The organism is Kitasatospora sp. NPDC088391 (genome assembly GCF_044753345.1).
In the GTDB taxonomy this organism is placed as follows: Bacteria; Actinomycetota; Actinomycetes; order Streptomycetales; family Streptomycetaceae; genus Kitasatospora.
The window spans coordinates 753,081-767,400 of record NZ_JBIVNB010000001.1; the positions used below are offsets into that span (position 1 = coordinate 753,081).

The following is a 14,320-nucleotide window of genomic DNA, read 5'->3' on the forward strand; positions in this document are numbered from 1 at the left end:
CCCGCGGCGCGGGCCGGGAGGGGAAGCGATGACCAGGGAGGACGACCGATGATCTGTCCGCACTGCCACGTCGACCGGCGGCAGCGGGAACGCACCCACCACACCTGCGACAAGTGCCGGAAGGTGTTCGCCCTCGACCCGAAGGTGGAGCCCGGGCGGCTGCACGACACCAAGTTCCGCCAGCTGGTGGAGAAGGCCACCGGCGGCGGCCTGCGGATCACCGTCGAGCAGCTGTACTGGATCAACGAGCGCCGCCTGTACCGCTTCCCGACCGGCCGGGAGACCGTCGGCTCGGTCGGCGGCGCGGTCGGCCTGGCGGTCCCGGCCGTGGTCCTGGCGGTGGTCGCCACCGCCGTCGGCCCCTGGCTGTGGGGCGTGTTCGCCGTGCCGGTGCTGCTCCTCGTCCTGCTGTCGGCCCGGCAGTTCCGCTTCCGCGAGCGGCTGCGGCCGCCCGCCCCGATGGTCTTCGCCACCTCGCTGAACTCCTTCGAGCGGCAGGTGATCGGCCGTTGGCGGTCGGTCTACCACGCCCTGCCGGAGGGGCTGGTGGAGCACGTGCCCGCGCTGCCCGGCGCGCCGATGGTGAAGGCCCGGGCCGCGGTGCTCTGCGAGATCCCGGCCGTGGCGGCGTTCCTGCGCGCCAACGACTTCGAGGCCCGGCACCGGGTGCGGCTGGTCGAGAGGGCGGCGCTGGTCCCGGCCGGGCTGCCGGTGGTGCTGGTCCGCGACCTGTCGCTGGCCGCCCTCGGGTACGCGGTGGCCGTCCGCGCCGCGCTGCCGGGCCGCCGGGTGGTCGACTGCGGGCTGGTGCCGAAGGCCGTCCGGGTGCCCGCGAAGGCGGTCCGGCTGCGCGGCGCCGGCGGTGCCGGGCCGGTGGACGTGCCGCCCGCGCTGGCGGCCACGCCCGCCTGGCAGCGGCTGGAGCGCGAGGACCGCGACTGGCTGGTCGACAACTGGACCTCCCCGCTGATCACGCTGCCGCCCGCGAAGCTGATGGCCATGGTCGAGCGGGCCGTGGAGCGGGCCGTCACCGCCCCGGTCCCGTCGCCCGCCCCGGCCTCGGTCGCGTCGGCCGCCCCGGACGAGTCGCCCGCCGAGACCCGGCGGCGGGCCGAGCGGATCGGCTTCCTGACCTGGCCGACCGCCGTCCCCGCGCCCCGCGGCTCCGCCGACGCCGCCGGCTCCACGGGTGCCCCGGCCGCCCGGCCCGCCGAGGGCGGTGGCCGGTGAACTCCCCTGCCCGCGCCGCCCGTTCGGGGGGAACCGGATGCCGTCGCTAGCCGACCGCCTGGTCGACCGCGCCCTGCGGCAGGCCCACGAGCGGTGCGCCCGGCCCGGGCATCTCGCCTTCACCACACGGCAGTTGTACTGGGAGACCGACCGGGTGCTGCTGCCGCTGCACCGCGGCCCGCACCGGCTGCGCTACACCACCCGGCCGGTGCTGTCCGCCGGACGGTTCGCCGCCGCGCTCGCCCGGCACCCCGAACTCCCGGTGCTGCCGGACGAGGTGGCGCCGCGCCCGCACCGGCCGGGGCCGGAGCGCGACCTGTACGACTACGCCTTCCCCCGGCTGCTGGTCTGCCAGGACCCGGGCATCGCCGGGATGCTGCTCGCCAACCGGCTGCACCTGGAGGGCGCCTGCCCGGTCGTCACCCCCGAGCGGCTGCCGCTGGAGCCCCGGCTGCTGGCCGCGATGGCGCGGGCCGAGGGCGCGGTGGTGCACGTGCTGCACGACGCCTCGCCCGCCGGGCTGGAGCTGTTCCGGCGGGTCCGCGAGCACGCGGGGCCCGGGCTGCTGGTCCGCACCGCGGGCCTGCTCCCCCGGCACGCCGCCGCCCTGCACCTGGCCGCCCCCGGCGGCCGGCCCCGCCCGGCGGCCGACGCGCTGCCCGCCGAACTGCCCGTCGCCGAACGGGACTGGCTGGCCGGCGGGCGGGTCGCCGAACTCGCGGCCGTCCGCCCGGCCCGCCTGCTCCGCACGGTGCTGCGCACCCTGCGCGGCGGCGGTTTCGCGCCGCCCGCCCGCCCGGCCGCGCCCACCCGGGCCCGCGACACCGGCTTCCTGACCTGGCCGACGCCCTGACCCCGCGAGGACGTGGACGATGACCCAGCCACCCGAAATCACCTACAGCGACGAGTTGTTGGCCGACGGCACGGTGCACCGCCGGTACTCCGACGGGCGCAGCGAATGGCGCACCCGGGGCGCGGACGGCCGGATCGACTGGCGGGACGACCGGGGCGACTCCGGCACCGACGAACGCCTCGGCCGCGACCTGGTCAAGCGCACCCACGCGGACGGCCGGGTCGGCTACGGCCGCGACCTCGGCTACGGCCGCACCGTCTGGGGCCGGGGCCAGTACGTCCTGGTCAACCGCAGCTCCTTCCCCGGCCGGGTCGGCGTCGTCCTCGGCGCCCTCGGCCTCGGCGCGGGCATCGCCGCCGCCGCGTACGCCCCCGAGTTCCTGTCCGCCGACGAGGAGGAGGAACTCCGCCGCGAGGCCGAGCGGGCCCGCGCCTCCTCGGGCGGCGACGGCGGGGGCGGGGACGGCGGGGGCGGGGACGACTTCGGTGACTTCGACGACGACCGCGGCGGCTTCGGCAGCGCGGGCGACGGCGACGACGGCACCGCCCCGGCGGACGACGGCTGGGACGGCGACGACTTTGGCTGAGCCCCGCCCCCGAACCGCCTGCCCCGCAGCCCGCTCCGCCCGCCCCGCCGGGGCACCGGCCCTGCGGACGGCGGGCGACGCGCGGCCGCACCGAACCGGCCACCGGGCCCGCAGGACCGACCGCCCCGCCGCCGCGGCACCGTGGGCGGGGGGCCGATCGGGCTTCGGCGCGGGTGTGTCCGCTGCTCTCGCAGTCCTGTTCGGCGGCCCGGCCCGCGCGTTCGCCCCGTACCGCCCGGAAGGGAGCCCGTCGTGACCGATCCGCGTTCCTCGACCACGGAGGTCCTCGGCGCCGGCGGGCGGCCGCACCGGGCGGCCCGCTACCTGGCGCTGTCGCGGCCCCGGCTCTCGGCGCAACTGCTGTACGGGGTACCGGGGTTCGCCGAGGGGCCGTTCACGGTGGACGGGCGGACGGCCGTCGGCGAGGTGACCCTGCACAACCGGGGCGAGCTGCTGGCCGCGCTGGCCGCCGCCGGGCGTCCGGCCGAACCGTCCTGCCCGGACGGGGAGTTGCTGCTGCGCTGCTGGCTGGCGCTGGGCCCGGACGGCCTGCGGGCCGCCGACGGCATGTTCACCCTCGCGGTGCTGGACGGCGACGAGCTGGTGCTGGTCCGCGACCACGCCGGGGCCCGGACGGCGTTCCACGGCCGGACCCGGGACGGCGGCTGGGCCGTGTCCAGCTCGCTCCGGGCGCTGCGCGAACACCCCGGCGTGGACACCGGGTTGAACCTGGCCGCGGTCCGCTCCTTCCTGACCTTCGCCTACCTGCCGGGCGAGGAGACCCTGCTGCGCGGCGTCCACGAGCTGCTGCCCGGCAAGGTCACCCGGCTGCGCCCGGACGGCACCGTCCGGACCGAGCCGTACTGGGAGCCGCGCGCCGAGCCCGCCGACCCCGGCCTGACGCCGGGTCACTTCGCTTCCGGGCTGCGGGAGTTGCTGGAGCAGGCGGTGGCGCGGCGGCTGCCGGTCGGCCAGGACGTCGCGGTGCTGCTCTCCGGCGGGGTGGACAGTTCGCTGGTGACGGCGCTGGCCGCGCGGCTGCACGACCGGGCGGTGCGCACCTACTCGATCAGCTTCGGTTCCGAACTGCCCAACGAGCTGGGCTACTCGGGCCTGGTCGCCGCGCACTGCGGGACGGCGCACCGGGTGCTGACCGTCCCCGGCGAGCAGGTCGCGGCGCGGCTCGCCGACACCGTGGCGCTGCTGGACAGCCCCGTCGGCGACCCGCTGACGGTGCCGAACCTGATGCTGGCGGAGGCGGTGGCCGCCGACGGGCTGGGCGTCTCGCTGAACGGCGAGGGCGGCGACCCGGTGTTCGGCGGGCCGAAGAACCTGCCGATGCTGGTCTTCGAACTGCTCCGCGACGACCCGTCCCCGCGCGCCCGGGCCGACGCCTACCTGCACACCTACCGCAAGTGCTGGGAGGACCTGCCGGTACTGCTCACCGGTGAGGCGCTGGCCGGGCTCGACGGCGCGCCGCACCCGCGCCGGCACGTCGAGCCGTACCTGACGGACGAGCGGATGCCGTCCCTGCTCGACCAGTTGCTGCACTGCAACCTGCGGACCAAGGGCGCGCACCACATCCTCACCAAGGTCGAGCGGCTGACCTCCTCGCAGGGCGTCCAGGGCCGCTCTCCGCTGTTCGACCGGCGGGTCGTCGACCACGCCTTCGCCACCCCGCCGGACCTCAAGCTGCGCGGCACCGAGGAGAAGTGGATCCTCAAGGAGGCCGTCCGGGACCTACTGCCCGACACCGTCACCTACCGGCCGAAGAGCGGCATGCGGGTGCCGGTGCAGCAGTGGCTGCGCGGACCGCTCGCCGAGCTCACCGCCGACCTGCTGCTCGGGCCGACCGCCCGGGCCCGCGGCCTGTTCCGGGCCGACACGGTGGAGACCTGGATGCACGGCGGCGGCCTGCTGCTGCCCCGGCAGGGCGGCAAGCTGTGGCTGCTGCTCACCCTCGAACTCTGGCTGCGCGCCTACGACCTGTGACCGGCCGCCCCGCGCGGCCCACCCCCCGTCGAACCCCGTCGAACCCCGCTGAACGCCGTCGAACCCCGTTGAACCCCGGCCGTACGCCCGGGACTCGCTACCCCTGGAGCACCCGATGACCGCACCGAACGCCGGAACCGCCCCGCAGGCCGACGAGGCCGACCGGGACACCGTGGCCGCCCCGACCGTGCTGCTCGACCCCCGCACCGGCGAGGCCCGCGGGGCCCGACGGCCGGGCCGGGCCGCCGAGGTGGCGGCGGCCGTGGCCGGGGCCCGGGCGGCGCAAAGGAGTTGGGCGGCGCTCACCCCGCGCGAGCGGCACCGCCGGCTGGCCGCGCTCGCCGACCTGGTGGAGCGGCACGCCGCGGAGTACCTGGCCGCCGAGTGCGCGGGCACCGGCAAGCCGGCGGCCGAGGCGGCGGGCGAGATCGCCGAGGTCGCGGACCTGTTCCGGTTCTACGGCGGGGCGGTGCGGGCCGGGACCTCGCCCGCGGCCGGGGACTACCTGGCCGGGCACCAGAGCTGGGTGCGCTGGGAGCCGGTCGGCACGGTCGCCGCCGTGGTGCCGTGGAACTACCCGCTGCTGATGGCGGGTTGGCGCTGCGCCCCGGCGCTGGCGGCCGGGAACGCGGTGGTCCTGAAGCCCGCCGAGACCACTCCGGACAGCGCACTGCTGCTCGCCGCGCACGCCGAACAGGCCCTCGGGGCAGGCGTGTTGACGGCGCTGCCGGGCGACCGGGAGACCGGCCGCCTGCTGGTGGGCGCGGGCTGCGACCTGGTCGCCTTCACCGGCAGTCCGGCGGGCGGCGCCGATGTGGCGGCCCGGGCCGGGCTGACCCCCGTCAGTCTCGAACTGGGCGGCAACAGCCCGGTGCTGGTGCTTCCCGACGCACCGGCCGACACCTGGGAGCAGTTGGCCGCGGCCTGCACGTACAACGCGGGGCAGAGCTGTGCGGCGCCCGCCCGGGTGATCGTGGTCGCCGACCGCGAGGAGGCGTACCGGGCGGCGGTGGCGGCGCTGGCCGCCGCGATGGCCCTGCGGTGGTCCGGGCGGGACTTCGGTCCGCTCAACAACCCCGACCAGGCGGCCCGTTACGACCGGATCGTCGCCGCCTCGGGGGCGGGGTCCGTGCACACCGCGCCCGGTCGCGGCGACGGCCTGTGGCGGCCCGCGACGGTACTGGCCGACCTGCCGGACGACGACCCGGCGGTGCGGGAGGAGGTGTTCGGCCCGCTGCTGACCGTCCAGCGCGCCGCCGACCCGGACGCGGCCGTCGCGCTCGCCGAGTCCGTCCCGCAGGCGCTGGCCGCCTCCGTCTGGACCACCGACCTGGCCACCGGCCTGGCCCTGACCGACCGGATCTCGGCGGGCGAGGTCTGGCTGAACTGCCACCTCGCCCAGTCCGCCGAACTCCCGCACAGCGGCCGCCGCGGCTCCGGCGCGGGCACCGACCTCTCCGCCCTCGCCCTGCGCGACTACCAGCGGCCCAAGACCGTGACGGCCCGCCTGGTCCGGTGACCCCTCGGACGGCCTTTCCGTTGCCCACGCCGGGCAAAGCGCTGGACGCCGCCCCGCCCGGGCCCTGATCATCTCGGGATGGACGAGGAACTGTTGGCGGGCGGGTTGGCGAACGCGGGTGCGGTGTGGCGGCGCGGGGCGGTGGTGGAGCGGCCGGCCCCGGCCCACGCGGCCGCCCTGCACGGGTTCCTGACGGCGCTCCGGGCGGGCGGGTTCGCGGGGGCGCCGGTGCCGGTGGGCCCGGTGGCCGACGGGCGCGAGCAGGTGGAGTTCCTGCCCGGCGAGGTCGCGCTGCTGCCCTACCCGGCGTGGGCGCTCTCCGAGGACGCCCTGGTGTCGGTGGCGCGGCTGCTGCGGCGCTGGCACGACGCCTCGGCCCGGACGCCGTTCGACCCGGCCGCGGACTGGCCGCAGGACTTCGCCGACCCGGAGGGCGGCCCGCTGCTGTGCCACAACGACGCGTGCGCGGAGAACGTGGTCTTCCGCTCGGGCGCGGCCGCCGCGCTGATCGACTTCGACTACGCCGCGCCCGGCCGCCCGGTCTGGGACGTCGCCATGACGCTCCGTTACTGGGCCCCGGTGCTGGACCCGGCCACCGCCGCGCAGACCGCCCGCGACCACCTGCCGGTCCTGCCGCGACTGGCCCTGTTCGCCGACGCCTACGGCCTCTCCCCCGCCGACCGGACGGCCCTGCCGACCGCCCTGGAGCAGACCACCGCCGCCTGCCGGGCCTTCGTCGCCCGCCGGGTCGGGGCCGGCGACCCCGCCTTCCTGGAGGTCTTCGCCTCGTACGGCGGCTGGCCGCGCTGGGACCGCATCCAGTCCTGGCTGTCCGAGCAGCGCCCGCACCTGGAGCGGGCGCTGCGCCCCTGACGGCCGTTCGGGGCACGTTCCGCAGCAGGTTCCGCAGCACGGGCCGGTGGCGCGGGCCGGTGGCGCGGTTCAGCGGGCGAGGGAGACCGCGAAGGGCCGGAAGCCGTACCGGCGCAGGAGGTGGGGGACCACCAGGATCATGGCCTCGGTGGCGCGGGCCGTGTCGATGCCGCCGAGGTCCTCGATCCAGTCGGGCCGCCAGCCGAGGTCGCCGAGCAGGGCGGCGACGGTCCGCTTCGCGTCCGGGTCGTCGCCGGAGAGGTAGGCGGTCGGCGGGACGGCCAGGGTTCCGGGGGCGGTCATGACCGTGAACAGCATGGTGTTGAGCGTCTTGACCACCCGGGTGGCGGGGAGGGCGGCCTGGAGCTGCTCGGCGAGGCTGCCGCCGGGGTAGCAGAGGTCGCCGGGCAGGCCGTCGGCGGCGTCGCGGGTGGCGTTGGAGACGTCGACGAGGATCTTGCCGGAGAGTTCGGCGCGCAGGTCGGCGAGGCGTTCCAGCGCGGTGCCGCCGGGGGTCGCGTTGATCACGAGGTCGGCGGTGCGGGCGGCGGTGCGCTGGTCCGTGACGGCGACCCGCGGGACGGCGGCGAGGGCCGCGGCCGCCGCGGGGTTCCGGGCCCCGAGGGTGACCGGGTGTCCGGCCGCGGCGAGCCCGCGGGCGAGGCCGGCGCCGACGCGGCCGGTGCCCAGGATGCCGATGCTGGTCATGGGAGTGCTCCTTCTGCGGACTGCGAGAGACGGGCGGGACAGCAAGGCAGGCGGGCGGGCCGGGTCAGGCGATCGGCGCGAGGACGTCGAGGGCGGCGGGGTGGACGCCGGGGGCGGCGGCCAGGAAGTCGCGGCTGCCCGCGTGCCAGGGCGCGCCCGCCAGGTCGGTGACGGTGCCGCCGGCCTCGGCGACCAGCAGCGCGCCGGCGACCAGTCCGGAGCGGACGTCGGAGAACTGCCAGAAGGCGTCGGTGCGTCCGGCCGCGACGTGGATGAGCTGCATCGTGGCGGGCACGGACACCCGCACGACCAGGCCGTTGATCAGCATGGCGGTGACCGAGTCGCCGATCCGGCGGAAGGTCCGCTCGTCCTCGCCGGGCCGGGCCTGGCCGGTGCCGACCAGCGCGGCGCCCAGGTCGGTCTTGGCGGACACCGTCAGGGGCCGCCCGTCGAGGTGGGCGCCGCCGCCGGCGACGGCGGTGTAGGTGTGGCCGGTCAGCGGCAGGTGGACGACGGTGAGCACCGGCAGGTTGTCCCGGACCAGGGTGGCGGTGACCGCCCAGTCGTCCATGCCGTGGACGTGGTTGATGTTGCCCTCGGCGGGGTCGACGACCCACCACTCCCCGGGCGGGAGCGCCCCGCCGGCCAGCTCGTCCTCGGCCCACCGCGATCCCGGACGGGCCCGCAGCAGCGGCTCCTTGAGCACGTCCAGCACCGCGTCGTCGTTGGCGTGGATCTCGGCGACGATCTCGTCCAGGCCGGTGCCCCGGGCCCGGGTGGTGTGCCGCCCGCTCAGGGTGCGGCCCGCGGCCCGCACGGCGGCGGTGACCTCGGACAGCAGGGCGGTGTCGGCGGCGAAGGGCGTGGCGGTGCTCATGGCGGTCTCCCTGGTTCCGGTGGGTGCGGCGGCCTCTCCCGCCCGCAGTTCGAAGGTAGGCTCCCTCATCGTTAACAACAAGTGCATGCTGATCACTCGTAGGATTACTCCCATGCAACTGGATCTGAACCTGCTCACCGCCCTGGACGCCCTGCTGGAGGAAGGCAGCGTCGCGGGCGCGGCGGACCGCCTGCACGTCACCGCACCGGCGATGAGCCGCTCCCTGGGCCGCATCCGCAAGGCCACCGGCGACCAGATCCTGGTCCGGACCGGCCGGAGCATGGTGCCCACCACGCGCGCCCTGGCCATCCGCGCCCAGGTGCACTCCCTCGTCCAGCAGGCCCACCAACTCCTGTCCGCGCAGCGGGAACTGGACCTGGCGGGCCTGGACCGGGTGTTCACCGTGCGCTGGCACGACGCGCTGACCGCCGCCTGCGGCACCGCCCTGATCGCCGCCGTCCGCCGGGAGGCCCCCGGCGTCCGGCTGCGCCTGCCGGCCGAACCCGGCTCGGACGACGCCGAACTGCGCCGGGGCGAGGTCGACCTCGAATCGGGCTCCGCCGCGCCGACGCTCCCCGACGTCCGCCACCGCCTGGTCGGCACCGACCGACTGGTGGTCGCCGTCCGTCCGGGCCACCCCCTGGCCGAGGGCCCGCCGAGCGCCGAGCGCTACGCGGCCGCCGAGCACCTGACCGTCTCGCGCCGCGGGAGCCTGCGCGACCCGGTCGACGACGCGCTGGCCGCCCGCGGCCTGGAACGGCGGGTCGCCGCCGCCGGGCCCACCACGGCCTTCGCGCTGCAGCTCGCCCACGACACCGACCTGGTCGTCACCCTCCCCGACGCGGTCACCCGCGCCGCCCGGGAGCGGCTCGGCCTGACCACCCTGCCGCTGCCGCTCCCGCTCCCCGGCGTCCCGCTCCACCTGCTGTGGCACCAGCGCTACGACGAGGACCTCGCCCACGCCTGGCTGCGCGACCTGGCGACCGCGACCGTCCGCGACCTGTTCGCGCCGCCGCCCGCCCCGGGCCGGTGACCCGCCGTCGGGGGGCGCGGCGGGCGGGCGCGTAGGGTGTGGTCAGGTAAGGCTTGGCTAACGACAGTGCTCGCGCGGGCGGGTCCGGAGCGGTGACGGTGAACGACGACCGGGAGGCGCGGCGGCCGCACGGCGAGCTCGTCGCGGAGGTGCTGGAGGTGCTGTGGGCGGCGGGTCGGCCGCTGACGGCGCAGCAGGTGAAGGAGGCGCTGGGCCGGCCGCCGGCCCGGACCACGGTGGCGACGATCCTGGTGCGGCTGTACGAGAACGGGACGCTGTCGCGTTCCCGGCCCGGGCGGGCCCTGGCGTACGCGCCGGTGGCGGACGCGGCCGGGCTGGCGGCGGGGCGGATGCGGCGGGAGCTGGAGAAGGAGCCGGACCGGGACCTGGTGCTGAAGCGTTTCGTGTCGTCCCTGTCGGCGGAGGACGAGGAGGCGCTGCGGCAGTTGCTGGGCGAGGCGGAGGACGGCGCGTGACCGCGGCGCTGGTCGCGGTCGGGCTCCTGCTCGGGCTGCCGTTCGCGGGGGTGCCGGCGGTGCGCCGGCTGGCGGGGCTGCTGCCGCCGCGGGAGGCCGCGGGGGTGCTGGTGGCGGGGGCGGTACTGATGGCCGGGGTGACCGTGGCGGCGCTGGTGGCGCTGTTCCATGTGCCCTTCCTGGCCGTGCTGGAGCGGGTGCCGTTCGCGGAGGTGGTGGCGCGGTGGCCCGTCGTGGTGCCGGTCTCGGCGGCGGCCGGGGCGGTGTTGGCGGTGCAGACGGGGGTGCTGCTGGTGCGCCGTCGGCGGCAGCGGGCCGTGCTGGCCCGGGCCTGGGCGCTGGCGGTCGAGCAGGCACCGGCAGTCGAGCAGATGCCGGCGGGCGGGCGGGCACCGGCGGAGGGCGGGCCGGGCGGTGACGTGCTGGTGGTGGCGGACGACCGTCCGGAGGCGTTCGCGCTGCCCGGTCGGCGGGGCTCGGGCGGGCGGGTGGTGGTCTCCACCGGCATGCTGCGGCTGCTGGGGCCGACCGGGCGGGAGGTGCTCCTCGCGCACGAGCGCGCGCACCTGAGGGGCCGTCACCACCTGCTGTCCGCGCTGGTGGACCTGGCGGGGGCGGTGCACCCGGCGGTGCGCGGGCTGGCCCCGGCGCTGGACTTCCAGTTGGAGCGGTGGGCGGACGAGGCGGCGGCCGAGCGGGCGGGCGACCGGCGGGTGGCGGCGGCCGCGCTGGCCCGGGCCGCACTCGCCACCGGCGCCCGCCCGGAGCGGGGGCCGCTGATGGCGGTCGGCACGGGCCCGGTGCCGCGGCGGGTGGCGGCGCTGCTCGGCCCCGTACCGGAACGTCCGCGGGGGCGGGCCGCCCGGGCGCGGGCGTGGGGTCTGGCGGCGGCGGTGTCGGGGGCGGCGCTGGTCGCGTCGGCGGCGTCGTACGGGCTGCACGAGTACGTCGAGCACGCGGCGCGGGTGCTGGTGGGGCACTGAGGCCCCGTCGGCACCGGCCCGGATCGGACGCCGTCGGTGCGGGGACTGTTCGCCCGGGACCTGCCGCAGGTCGTGGCGGGGGGCTGGCCGTCAGTGCTCCGCAAGGTCCGGGGCGGGCCGGCGGGCGGCGATGTCGGCGGCGGCATCGCCCTCGCGCGCTCCGGCGAGGGCGGCGCGGAGTTCGTGGTGTTGCTGCCCACCGGCTGACCGGCGGCCCCCTCGCCGTGCCCCGCGGGCCGTACGCGCGCGGGCCGTACGCGCGCGGGCCGTACGCGCGCGGGCCGTACGCGCGCCGGCGGGCCTGAAGCCGTCTTCAGGTCTTCAGCAACCCTTCAGCGCCTCCTCGTCATGCTGGCCGCAGCGTCCGGGCGAGGGGCCCGGTCCGGTCCGAGGAACGGGTGGGCACGGTGGACGAACCGATAGGCACGGGCGGGTCGCAGGAACGGCCGGAAGGCGGACGGCCCCGCGGGGCCGCGGTCCGTCGGTGGGTGCGCGGCCGGGCGACGCGCTGGGTCGCCGCGGGCGCGGCCGTCGTGGTGATCGGCGGTGGCGTCGCCGTGGCGTTCCACCACGAGGGCGAGGACCGCGGGGACGGGAAGCGGTCGGCGGCCGCCGCGGGCGAGCGGGCGGACGGCCGGGACGGACCCGGCGGTCACGACGGCCAGGGTGGTCACGAGGGCCGCACGGGCCGGGACCGGGAGACGGACGACGGCGTTGCGGCGCGGCAGGCGCCCGCCCCGCTGCCGTCCCTGGACGCCGCCGACGCGGTGGTCAAGGCGGCCGGTGCGGTCTTGGGCGGCAAGGTCGAGTCGCTGGGCCCCGTCACGGAGCAGGGCGGCGGCCGGGCCTGGCGGGCGGTCGTGCTCGGACCGGACGGGGTGCGGCACGCCGTGGTGGTCGACAGTGCGACGTTCTCGATCACGGGCAACACCGTCCTGGGCGGCTGACCGCCCGTCGGCGGCGCGCCGCTCCCGCGGGTCGGCGGCGCACCGGCCTGCGGACATGCCGGGGATGGGGCCGGGGACGGGGGCTCGCGCGCGCTCGCGGCGCGCCGTGCGGTGCGGCACCGTGCGGGGGCGGGCTCTTGACCGTTCGTCGGCGCCGCCGGAATGATGGCCCGTCAGTTCAGCTGTACGTCCGGTGGTGGGGGAAGTCCGGTCGAATTCCGGCGCTGTCCCGCAACGGTAGGCCCATCCGCGCAGGTGGTGGGCGAGCCCGAATGCCCGTCACCGGGTCCTCCCATGACCTTCCACCCGTCGCGGACTGCGGGTCGGACCCCGGTGCCGTGCTCGCGCGCGACGGCCGGGCTCCCGGCCCCGCGGGCCCGGAAAGGCCGACTTCCATGTCACTGCGCGCTCGCGCCGCCGTCCTGCTGACCAGCGCCGTTCTCGCCGGCGCCCTGCTGCCCGCCGCCACCGCCTCGGCGGCCCCGCCCGTCACCGTGCGCCCGGACGCGGCGGCCGCGGGCTGGCTGGCCGGACAACTGGTGGGCGGCGACCACCTGGAGAGCAGCTACGGCGGCGTCTCCTACCCCGACCAGGGGCTGACGATCGACGCGGTGCTGGCCTTCGCCGCCGCCAAGGTCTCCGACGACGCCGCGGCCCGGGCCACGGCCTGGCTCGCGCAGCCCGCCAACCTGGCCGGGTACGCGGGCGACGGGGTCGGCGAGTCGTACGCGGGCGCCACCGCCAAGCTGGCGTTCGCGGCGGAGGTCCGCGGCGCGAACCCGGCCGCGTTCGGCGGGGTCGACCTGGTGGCGCGGCTGCGGGCGCGGCTGCAGCCGTCGGGGCGGTTCTCCGACCTCTCGCAGTGGGGCGACTACAGCAACAGCCTGGGCCAGTCGTTCGCGCTGCTGGCGCTGGCCCGCACCCCCGGCGGCGCGCCGTCGGCGGCGGCGGGCTACCTGGCGGGCGCGCAGTGCGCGGACGGCGGGTTCCCGGTCTCCTTCGGGCAGCCGGTCTGCGCGTCCGACCCGGACGCGACGGCGCTCGCCGCGCAGGCGCTGGCCGCGACCGGCCGGGGTGCCGAGGCGCGGGCCGGGCTGTCCTGGCTGGTGGCGCGTCAGGGTGCGGACGGTTCGCTGGCGGCGGCCGGGGCGGCCGCGGGCAACGCCAACTCGACCGGTCTGGCGGCGCAGGCGCTGCTGACCGGGGGCCGTCCGGTGGCGGGGGTGCGGGCCCGGGGGTTCGTCCGCTCGCTCCAGGCGGGCTGCGGCGCGCCGGCCGCCGACCGGGGCGCGGTCGCCTACGACGCGGCCGGCCTGAACCCGGCGACCGCGACGCGGGCGACCGCGCAGGCGGTGCTGGGCCTGTCCGGCGCCCCGTTGGCGGGGCTCCGCTCCCAGGGGTCGCGCGCGGCCGCGCCCGTCCCGGCCTGCGCGCACTGACGCCCGGCGCCCGTCCCCCGCTCCGTTCCCTTCCGTTCCTTCCCTTCGAGGAGGCATCCGCGTGTTCCGCACCCTCTCGTTCCGCCGTCCGCTCGCCCCGACGGCCGCCGCCGTCCTGACCGCCGCGCTGCTGGGCGCGTCGACCGTCGCCGCGCCGCCCGCGCACGCGGCGGCGTGCAGCGGCACCACCGGTGTCACCGTGGTGGTGGACTTCACCGCGCTGGGCGGCACCGTCCAGACCGGGTGCGCGCCCGGCGACCCGTCCAGCGGGCTGGCCGCGCTGACGGGGGCCGGGTTCTCGTACGCGTTCCATCCGCGCTTCCCGGGCTTCGTCTGCCGGATCAACGCGCTGCCGAACCCGTGCAACGGCGCGCCCGCGACCGCGTACTGGTCGTACTGGCACGCCTCGCACGGCGGGGCGTGGAGCTACAGCAGCCTGGGCGCGGGCGGTTACGACCCGGCGCCGGGCGAGGTGGAGGGCTGGGCGTTCGGCGCGGGCACCCAGCCGGGCATCACCGCCCCCTGACGGTCCGTCATCCGGCCCCGCCGCCGACGGGCCGGATCGTGGACCGCGGACCGGCCGGATCGTGGACTTCGGGCCGCGGTGCGGCCGGTCCACAGGTGGCGGCGGCCGTCGGGCATCGCGGCAACCTGGACATGCACCTGAACAGAAGGCGGTGAACGCCTCGGAGGGGACCGCACCGGGGCATCCTGCGCCCCACTGCGACCTCGGTTCGCACACCGCGCGAACGACACGCCGGTCCACTACCCGTTCGGCGGCACCTCCGCAACGGACGGGACGCT

Annotated in this window: 15 protein-coding genes and 1 riboswitch; of the genes, 13 read left to right on the forward strand and 2 right to left on the reverse strand. The window is 77.7% G+C overall.

Annotated elements, in window-relative coordinates; genetic code table 11:
- Nucleotides 1–48: 48 nt before the first annotated feature.
- The 6 genes from ACIQBJ_RS03220 to ACIQBJ_RS03245 all read left to right on the forward strand — a co-directional run bounded on the left by ACIQBJ_RS03220 (nt 49) and on the right by ACIQBJ_RS03245 (nt 7,053).
- Nucleotides 49–1,230 carry a hypothetical protein gene (locus ACIQBJ_RS03220; RefSeq protein ID WP_400702550.1) on the forward strand — a complete coding sequence of 394 codons (1,182 nt, stop codon included), beginning with the start codon at nt 49–51 and terminating at the stop codon, nt 1,228–1,230.
- Nucleotides 1,231–1,267: 37 nt separating this feature from the next.
- Nucleotides 1,268–2,083, forward strand: a complete 816-nt coding sequence (locus ACIQBJ_RS03225) for a hypothetical protein (RefSeq protein ID WP_400702553.1) — start codon at nt 1,268–1,270, stop codon at nt 2,081–2,083.
- Nucleotides 2,084–2,102: 19 nt separating this feature from the next.
- The gene (locus ACIQBJ_RS03230; protein WP_400702556.1) at nt 2,103–2,669 is read left to right on the forward strand and encodes a hypothetical protein; all 567 of its coding nucleotides are present in this window, start codon (nt 2,103–2,105) and stop codon (nt 2,667–2,669) included.
- 252 nt (nt 2,670–2,921) lie between these two features.
- The gene (locus ACIQBJ_RS03235) at nt 2,922–4,661 is read left to right on the forward strand and encodes an asparagine synthetase B family protein (RefSeq protein ID WP_400702559.1); all 1,740 of its coding nucleotides are present in this window, start codon (nt 2,922–2,924) and stop codon (nt 4,659–4,661) included.
- Between the two features lie 115 nt (nt 4,662–4,776).
- Nucleotides 4,777–6,180: an aldehyde dehydrogenase family protein gene (locus ACIQBJ_RS03240; RefSeq protein ID WP_400702562.1), complete on the forward strand. Its 1,404-nt coding sequence runs from the start codon at nt 4,777–4,779 to the stop codon at nt 6,178–6,180.
- Between the two features lie 78 nt (nt 6,181–6,258).
- Entirely contained in the window at nt 6,259–7,053 is a 795-nt protein-coding gene (locus ACIQBJ_RS03245; RefSeq protein WP_400702564.1) for a phosphotransferase, read from the forward strand.
- Nucleotides 7,054–7,122: 69 nt separating this feature from the next.
- On the opposite strand, the gene ACIQBJ_RS03250 is transcribed toward ACIQBJ_RS03245, so the two are convergent.
- Both ACIQBJ_RS03250 and ACIQBJ_RS03255 read right to left on the reverse strand, forming a co-directional pair.
- On the reverse strand, nt 7,123–7,761 hold the full coding sequence (locus ACIQBJ_RS03250; protein WP_400702567.1) for an NADPH-dependent F420 reductase: 639 nt from the start codon (nt 7,759–7,761) through the stop codon (nt 7,123–7,125).
- Between the two features lie 64 nt (nt 7,762–7,825).
- Nucleotides 7,826–8,638 (reverse strand): inositol monophosphatase family protein, encoded by an 813-nt coding sequence (locus tag ACIQBJ_RS03255; RefSeq protein WP_400702570.1) that lies wholly within the window; start codon nt 8,636–8,638, stop codon nt 7,826–7,828.
- 112 nt (nt 8,639–8,750) lie between these two features.
- Here ACIQBJ_RS03255 and ACIQBJ_RS03260 point away from each other — a divergent pair, with 112 nt between their 5' ends.
- The 7 genes from ACIQBJ_RS03260 to ACIQBJ_RS03290 all read left to right on the forward strand — a co-directional run bounded on the left by ACIQBJ_RS03260 (nt 8,751) and on the right by ACIQBJ_RS03290 (nt 14,042).
- Nucleotides 8,751–9,671 carry a LysR family transcriptional regulator gene (locus tag ACIQBJ_RS03260; protein ID WP_400702573.1) on the forward strand — a complete coding sequence of 307 codons (921 nt, stop codon included), beginning with the start codon at nt 8,751–8,753 and terminating at the stop codon, nt 9,669–9,671.
- 98 nt (nt 9,672–9,769) lie between these two features.
- Complete coding sequence (locus tag ACIQBJ_RS03265) at nt 9,770–10,147, forward strand: BlaI/MecI/CopY family transcriptional regulator (RefSeq protein ID WP_400702576.1); 378 nt, start codon at nt 9,770–9,772, stop codon at nt 10,145–10,147.
- Entirely contained in the window at nt 10,144–11,130 is a 987-nt protein-coding gene (locus ACIQBJ_RS03270) for a M56 family metallopeptidase (RefSeq protein WP_400702579.1), read from the forward strand. The genes ACIQBJ_RS03265 and ACIQBJ_RS03270 overlap by 4 nt, the downstream gene beginning before the upstream one ends.
- Nucleotides 11,131–11,166: 36 nt before the next feature.
- The gene (locus ACIQBJ_RS03275; protein ID WP_400702582.1) at nt 11,167–11,337 is read left to right on the forward strand and encodes a hypothetical protein; all 171 of its coding nucleotides are present in this window, start codon (nt 11,167–11,169) and stop codon (nt 11,335–11,337) included.
- Nucleotides 11,338–11,618: 281 nt separating this feature from the next.
- Nucleotides 11,619–12,077, forward strand: a complete 459-nt coding sequence (locus ACIQBJ_RS03280) for a hypothetical protein (protein WP_400702585.1) — start codon at nt 11,619–11,621, stop codon at nt 12,075–12,077.
- A gap of 149 nt (nt 12,078–12,226) precedes the next feature.
- Nucleotides 12,227–12,376: riboswitch (cobalamin riboswitch) on the forward strand.
- A gap of 96 nt (nt 12,377–12,472) precedes the next feature.
- Nucleotides 12,473–13,516, forward strand: a complete 1,044-nt coding sequence (locus ACIQBJ_RS03285) for a peptidase (protein ID WP_400702588.1) — start codon at nt 12,473–12,475, stop codon at nt 13,514–13,516.
- Nucleotides 13,517–13,577: 61 nt separating this feature from the next.
- Nucleotides 13,578–14,042: a flagellar hook-length control protein FliK gene (locus tag ACIQBJ_RS03290; RefSeq protein WP_400702591.1), complete on the forward strand. Its 465-nt coding sequence runs from the start codon at nt 13,578–13,580 to the stop codon at nt 14,040–14,042.
- Nucleotides 14,043–14,320 lie beyond the last annotated feature (278 nt).